At 33.7% G+C, this 6,591-nt stretch carries 7 protein-coding genes; 5 read left to right on the forward strand and 2 right to left on the reverse strand.

Annotation, left to right across the window (positions count from 1 at the left end):
- The 3 genes from Q0800_RS06040 to Q0800_RS06050 form a co-directional block, all read left to right on the forward strand.
- Positions 1 to 766 (forward strand): 3'-5' exonuclease (locus Q0800_RS06040; protein WP_299128335.1); only part of this gene is annotated, 766 nt, incomplete at its 5' end.
- Positions 767 to 943: 177 nt separating this feature from the next.
- Entirely contained in the window at positions 944 to 3,145 is a 2,202-nt protein-coding gene (locus Q0800_RS06045) for a DUF262 domain-containing HNH endonuclease family protein (protein ID WP_299128336.1), read from the forward strand.
- Between the two features lie 2 nt (positions 3,146 to 3,147).
- On the forward strand, positions 3,148 to 3,696 hold the full coding sequence (locus Q0800_RS06050; RefSeq protein ID WP_299128337.1) for a DinB family protein: 549 nt from the start codon (positions 3,148 to 3,150) through the stop codon (positions 3,694 to 3,696).
- Positions 3,697 to 3,701: 5 nt separating this feature from the next.
- On the opposite strand, the gene Q0800_RS06055 is transcribed toward Q0800_RS06050, so the two are convergent.
- On the reverse strand, positions 3,702 to 3,842 hold the full coding sequence (locus Q0800_RS06055) for a hypothetical protein (RefSeq protein WP_299128338.1): 141 nt from the start codon (positions 3,840 to 3,842) through the stop codon (positions 3,702 to 3,704).
- 621 nt (positions 3,843 to 4,463) lie between these two features.
- On the opposite strand from Q0800_RS06055, the gene Q0800_RS06060 reads away from it, so the two are divergent.
- Positions 4,464 to 5,066 (forward strand): hypothetical protein, encoded by a 603-nt coding sequence (locus Q0800_RS06060; protein ID WP_299128339.1) that lies wholly within the window; start codon positions 4,464 to 4,466, stop codon positions 5,064 to 5,066.
- A 43-nt stretch (positions 5,067 to 5,109) separates the two neighbouring features.
- Here the strand turns inward: Q0800_RS06060 and Q0800_RS06065 are convergent, their stop codons facing one another.
- Positions 5,110 to 5,943 carry an alpha/beta hydrolase gene (locus tag Q0800_RS06065; RefSeq protein WP_299128340.1) on the reverse strand — a complete coding sequence of 278 codons (834 nt, stop codon included), beginning with the start codon at positions 5,941 to 5,943 and terminating at the stop codon, positions 5,110 to 5,112.
- Positions 5,944 to 6,039: 96 nt separating this feature from the next.
- Between Q0800_RS06065 and Q0800_RS06070 the strand changes: the two genes are divergently transcribed.
- The coding region (locus tag Q0800_RS06070) for an L-threonylcarbamoyladenylate synthase (protein ID WP_299128342.1) at positions 6,040 to 6,591 on the forward strand (552 nt) is incomplete at its 3' end.

Below are 6,591 nucleotides of genomic sequence, written 5' to 3' on the forward strand. Positions count from 1 at the left end.
TAATGGTATTCAAGATTTTGTGGAAGGGCAAAAAGAACTTGCGGACACTACAGGAAGCCTAACCGAGTTTTTAGAAGATGTAGCCTTAGCCTCAGATTTAGATAAAGACACTGGAGATGATGATAGGGTGGCACTTATGACCATTCACTTGGCAAAAGGACTGGAATTCCCTTATGTATATATTGTGGGAATGGAAGAAGATTTGTTTCCTTCTGCCATGAGTATGAATACGCGTAGCGAATTGGAGGAGGAGCGAAGGCTGTTTTATGTGGCTTTAACTCGTGCTGAGAAACAAGCCTTTCTTACCTATACGCAAAATCGCTACCGTTGGGGAAAATTAATAGATGCAGAACCTAGCCGCTTTTTAGAAGAAATAGAAGAGCAGTATGTAGAGAATTTAACACCTGTTAATGATGGTTACCGTTACAAATCGCCCATAAGTGGTGATATTTTTGGTGAAGTGGATAAAAGCAAATTACGCCAAATAAAACCGCAGAATGGAACACCGCTAAATGTAAAGGGGCCAAACCAGAGTCAATTACGAAAACTTAGAAAATTAAAACCACAAATCTCCCAACCTGCTGAAAACACAAATGTAGTTGATGCCAATCTCGTAGAAGGGGCATTGGTAAACCATACCCGATTTGGAAAAGGAAAGGTTTTAAAAATTGAAGGTGTGGGTAACGATAAAAAGGCGGAGATACAGTTTGATAGAGGGGATATAAAAAAGCTGTTGTTGCGTTTTGCTAAATTAGAGGTGTTGTAAAATTGAAAAGACTATCTAAAAAGTGATTAAAATCCTTTTTGTCAAGTTGAGCATGTCGAAAATGATATTCGTTATTAGTAGGTTAAAATATTTCGACAGACTTAAAGATAACATTATAATCACTTTTTAGATAGCCTCATCATAGTTGGTAAAGCAAAACACACAAAAAAATATTAAGTGAAAACAGAAAGCCATTCAATAAATGATGTTTTAGCAAAGAATGCCACTTCATTCTTTATACCGCCTTTTCAAAGAGCTTACGCTTGGGGTAAGCCTGAAATTGAAAGATATTTTAGTGATGTCACAAGAATCATTGATTCTGAATTGGATAAAGAGCAAAAAGATAAACTCGAGCATTTTTTTGGAACGCTAGTTATCAAAGAAGAAAAGGCAGGATTTGCAAATAAGTCTATAATTGTTGATGGTCAGCAGAGATTGACAACCACATTGATTTTTTTAATTGCCTTAAGAGATTCTGAAATGGAACAGGAGAAAGTGGATTTTATCAATTTGAACTTTCTTACTAATAATACCTCAACTTTTCAAGACAAGATAAAGCTTAAACAAGTTACCAGAGATTGGAATTCTTATAAATCTTTAGTAAACGGAGAGGAGGCTGATTCAGGTATTATCAAAATAGCTTATGAATTGTTTAAAAAACTAATACAAGAAAAAAGTAGGCTTAACCAAGATGTCAAATTTGAACACTATATTATGGCGATTCAAAGAATGAACGTTGCGGTTATCTTTCTTGATGAAAGACCGTTTAAAGGTGAAGACCCACAAATAATATTTGAAACTTTAAACTCTTTAGGTAAACCCTTATCTCTTTCAGATTTAGTAAGAAATTTTGTTTTGTTGAAAATGGATAGTGAAAGTCAATCACATATTTATGAGAAAGTATGGCATCCTAAAATTGAGGAGGTTTTTGAGAATAATAGTTCAAGATTTTTTAGAGATTATCTACAATATAAAAAGGCAACATCATTAAAAGTTGTTAGTGACAACAACACTAAAGAGTTATATCAACAATTCAAAGATTTCGTAAATGAAAGCTTTGAGAAGCATAATGACTTCATCGATGATATAGTAAGGTATGTTAAGTGTTATAAGTGGATTATTACAGAAATTAATTCTGATATCATTTCACGTGAAAGCAATAATGACAAAGAAATAAAAGAATTGCTTAGGATAATATTTCACGATGTTAAATCCGAAGCATTTAAACCATTGGTTTTAGGCCTCTTAGAATATCATCAATATGTTGTTAACGAACTCAGATTGAGCGATGATGCACTTATTTCTATTCTTCAATCAATACGTACTTATCTGGTACGCAGAAGAATATTAGGTCTTACCCAAGGTGAAAATAAAAACATAGTTACGCTAAGTAAGCGTATTTCAGATATTGCTAGTGGTAAAATATCAATGATGCAATTATTAACAAATATGATTTACAGGCTGAGACTTCCAAATGACACAGAGTTAAGCAACAGTTTAAAAACTATGAATTTCTATAAAGGTCTTAGCAAGTATTCAAAACTAATTCTTGGTAAGATTGAAGAAAACAATACAAAAGTAGCTGTTAATTTCAGGAATAAAAAAGTTACGATTGAACATATTATGCCACAAAAAATTGGCGAAAAATGGAAAACAGAATTAGGAGATAATTATGAGGAAATTCATAAAACATTTTTACATAATATAGGAAATCTAATTCTTACGGAGTTCAATAGTGAAATAGGAAATAAACCATTTGTCGAAAAAAAACAAAAGCTTGAAACCTCATCGCTAAATTTTAGATTGGACATAGTCAAACGAAGTCAATGGAATGAACAGAGCATATTAGAACACCAATCTAATATGATAGAATGGTTGCTCAGTACATTTCCCTTATCCGAAGAGTTAAAAGAAACTTCTAATTGGAATACTCAACTTGTCGAAAAATTAACTTTCTCTCCATTAGATCATGATGCTGGTGAAATGGCTGAAGGAAATAAACCAGACGAATTAATAGTTGGTGACAAAATATTAAAGGTCAAGTCTTGGCAAGATGTTTTTATAAGATTTCTAAAATACCTTAAAAATGATTCAGACTTTGACTTTGAATTCATTTTAGACAACCAGCTTGACATATTTAGTAGAGAAGAAACCATTTTAAAATGGATTGTTTTAAAGGAAATCATTGATGCTAACTTCAAGCACTCAAATAGGTACAAAACCTTTGAAGGAAAGGTTTGGGACAAAGTAAAAGACTTAAATGATGATGTGCTTTTTGTACACATAAATATTTCTGCAACAAGATGTATTCAAAGAATTGCGAACATTATGAATAAATTTAACATCTCATCAAAGGATGTATCTATAAACCTTAGATAAATATGATTAAAACCAAAATTACCATAGTAACTAGCATTACGTTATTAATTCTTAATATACCTTCACTTTTTTCCCAAGAAGAAAAGTTTGTAAACGATTTTATAGAGCGTTTAGAGAACTCTCAGAAATATCTGAATCTTGTGGCGGAGGTGATGCCTGTGGAGAAGTATAATTATAAGGCTACACCAGAGTCCTTGAGCTTTGCAGAAAATCTTATGCATATTGGTTATGCATTAGATTGGCATAGCCAATCTTTATTAGGTGGGAGAGAAGCTAGAACATGGCAAACAGATACCATCTATAAAACGCATAATAAAAATAAAAAAGAGATGCTTGTGGTAATCAATAACACCTTTGAAAAAGCTATTACCTTACTAAAAGATTTTGATACTACACAATTAGATGATACCCTTGATTATTTTGGACTGGATAGGAGTAAGCGACAAATCTTTATGCTCCTTGCGGACCATATTACTCACCACAGAGGGCAAATGCTGGTACATTTGCGTTTAAACGGTTTGGTGCCGCCTAGATACGTTTTGTATCAATAAACGAACTAAAATTGCTTTCTAGCTTTTCTATTTCTGCTACTTCTAAAGTTTCTACTGTCTTTAGTAAGGTAACCTACTAGACCTAACGCTAGGCTAAGCGCAATTATAGTAACCATCATATAAAGTACTTCTTCTGGTAAGTCCATGTGATTAAATTACAAAAAATAGTTGAGATTAGGCAATTTAATACGCTAATAATTAGTGAGTTGGTATTTTTTAGAGTATGTTTAGGAATTTGTGATTGAAATTATTATTGGACATTTTTGTTACAGAACGCGGCAAAATTTTAGTCCATAGCCATAGTTACGGAATAAAATTTTAACAAAGTGCTGTGCAAAAAGGGACATAAGAAAACAATTGACAAATTCCTAAACAGGCTCTAATTCTTAACCCGTTGTTGATTTTGATGAAATTCTATCAACCCGTCTAATTGGACGGATTGGTTCGAGCGAGTTTACGATTGAAATGAGTAAAACTCGTATTGAGAATAAGAATTTTTACCAGTTAAATAGTTCTCGATAGGATTTTCTTGACTTCGACAGGCCTGCCCGTTCCGTTCAGGCGAGCTCAGTCTGACAAAAATCACTCGAACTGACATATTCATGTTATTCTAAGTAGAAATGGACAACAGGTGTTTTTAATACAAATCATATTTCAATAAAATACCTGTTTTCAGGGAGTTTAGGTTTTGTTTTTTAGAAGAGATTTGCTACAAGTATTATTTCAAATATTTTAATATTAATTTCATTCTATAAAAAACCAACCAAATGATTGTATTCGGACATCGCTCTACTCATCTTAAATCAGCTCAATTACGTAATGTAAAATGCCCAAATTGTGAAACACAAGACCAAATGACCGCTAGTGTTTATGGTCGCCATGTACATGTTTTTTGGATTCCTGTTTTTCCTGCTGGTAAAACAGGTGTATTTGAATGCCAACACTGCCACAAAGGATTTAAGAAAAAAGGATTGGGAGAAGATGGTAAACTAGCCTATAAAAATTTTAAGAGTACCGTAAAAACGCCTGTATGGAAATATTCTGGGCTTGCCATTATTGCACTTTTAATTTGTTGGGGCATTGATGCTTCAGAACAAAAGGACAACAGAGTAGCTGAATTGGTTAAGCAACCTGCAATGTTTGATAAATATACTTTTAAAACAGAAACAGGGTATTTTTCTACATTTAAAGTCGTAGAAGTTTTTCAAGATAGTATGTATATTAATTATAACAATTACGAAACCGATAGAAGAACGGGCGTGGATGATATTGATTTAAAAAAGAACTATAGCGAAGCTATTTATGTGCTTACCAATAATGATATTTTAAGAATGCACGAGAAAGGCTATATTGAAGATATAGAACGGTAGGGGATATTCTTAAATCTAAATCACTTCACTAATTAAACACTAGCTAGTTGGCTAACAAATGAGTTTCTATAAAGGCTTTTAATTTAATAGAAGTGTCAAACAGGTTATCACCCACCCAACCATGACCTTCGGTTTCATAAAGAGTAAATTCATGCAGCACATTAAGTTCTGTAAGTTTTGCATCTAAATCTACACCCTGCGAAGTTGGTATCAACGGGTCTTGGCCGCCATAAAAAAGTTGTGTAGGTGGTGAAGTAGTTTTCACCTGAAATAGGGGACTTGTTTCTTCTAATAGTTCTGTATCCTCTCCAAATAAACCAATTAATTCTTGTATAGCAGGGTCTGTACTATTTAAATATGCTTCATCCAAAAAGTTAGTAGGTCCAACAATACTACATACCATTTTTACTTGTTCTTCAGTATCATAAGCATAACTCCATAGCAGACTTAAATGTCCGCCGGCACTTACCCCCAAGAGTCCAAGATTGGTTGAAATTTGATATTCGGTCTGCTTTTCCCGTAATTGTGCCACTAGTGTAGTAATATCATCTGTCTGCATGGGAAAAGGCGATGTTTCATTGTCTGCCAACCTATAGTTCATATTCACAATAGCAACTTGTGGTAGTTGACTTTTAAGGAGCTCAAGAAAACCTACCATATCTGCCTTGTCGCCAGAAGTCCATCCACCACCATGAACAAGTAAGACAACCTTAGTGTCTAAAGTTCTATTTTCTGGGAGGTAGATATCATAATTTTGACCTTCAGCTGAGCCATAAGTAACATTATTTAGAGTAACTGCTTCCAAGGTTTCTGGTACTATTTCTTCCATCATTTCTGGTGGCATAGGATTCTCTCCATCCGATGAACATGAAACCAATAGAAAAAACAACAGTGTAAAAACAGATAATGCAACTTTTTTCATAGTGAAAATTGTATGATATTTATACTATAACGGGATTGTGAATGCTATTGTATGGCTCAATTTATTAAAATTTACGAAGAAAACCCTAATCCAAAGGAAATTGCGAAAGTTGTAAAAGTGCTTCGTGATGGAGGATTGGTAATTTACACTACCGATACCGTTTATGGTTTGGGTTGCGATATTACCAAATCACGTGCACTAGAAAAGATTGCTCGCATAAAAGGTATAAAACTTACAAAAGCAAATTGGTCATTTATCTGTGCCGATTTAAGTAATCTTTCCGATTTTGTTAAGCAAATAGATACAGCAACATTTAAAATTCTTAAACGAGCCTTACCTGGCCCATATACTTTTATTCTTCCGGGAAACAATAATCTTCCTAAAGATTTTAAAAGAAGGAATACGGTGGGTATTCGTGTGCATGATAATACTATTGCGCAGGCTTTAGTTTCTGAACTAGGCAACCCCATTGTATCTACCTCTATTAGAGATGATGATGATGTTTTAGAATATACAACTGACCCAGAGCTTATTTTTGAAAAATGGCAAAACCTTGTAGATGTTGTTATTGACGGTGGTTATGGAGACAATGTGGCCTCTACA

It is taken from the genome of uncultured Winogradskyella sp., from assembly GCF_937958655.1.
Lineage (GTDB): Bacteria > Bacteroidota > Bacteroidia > Flavobacteriales > Flavobacteriaceae > Winogradskyella.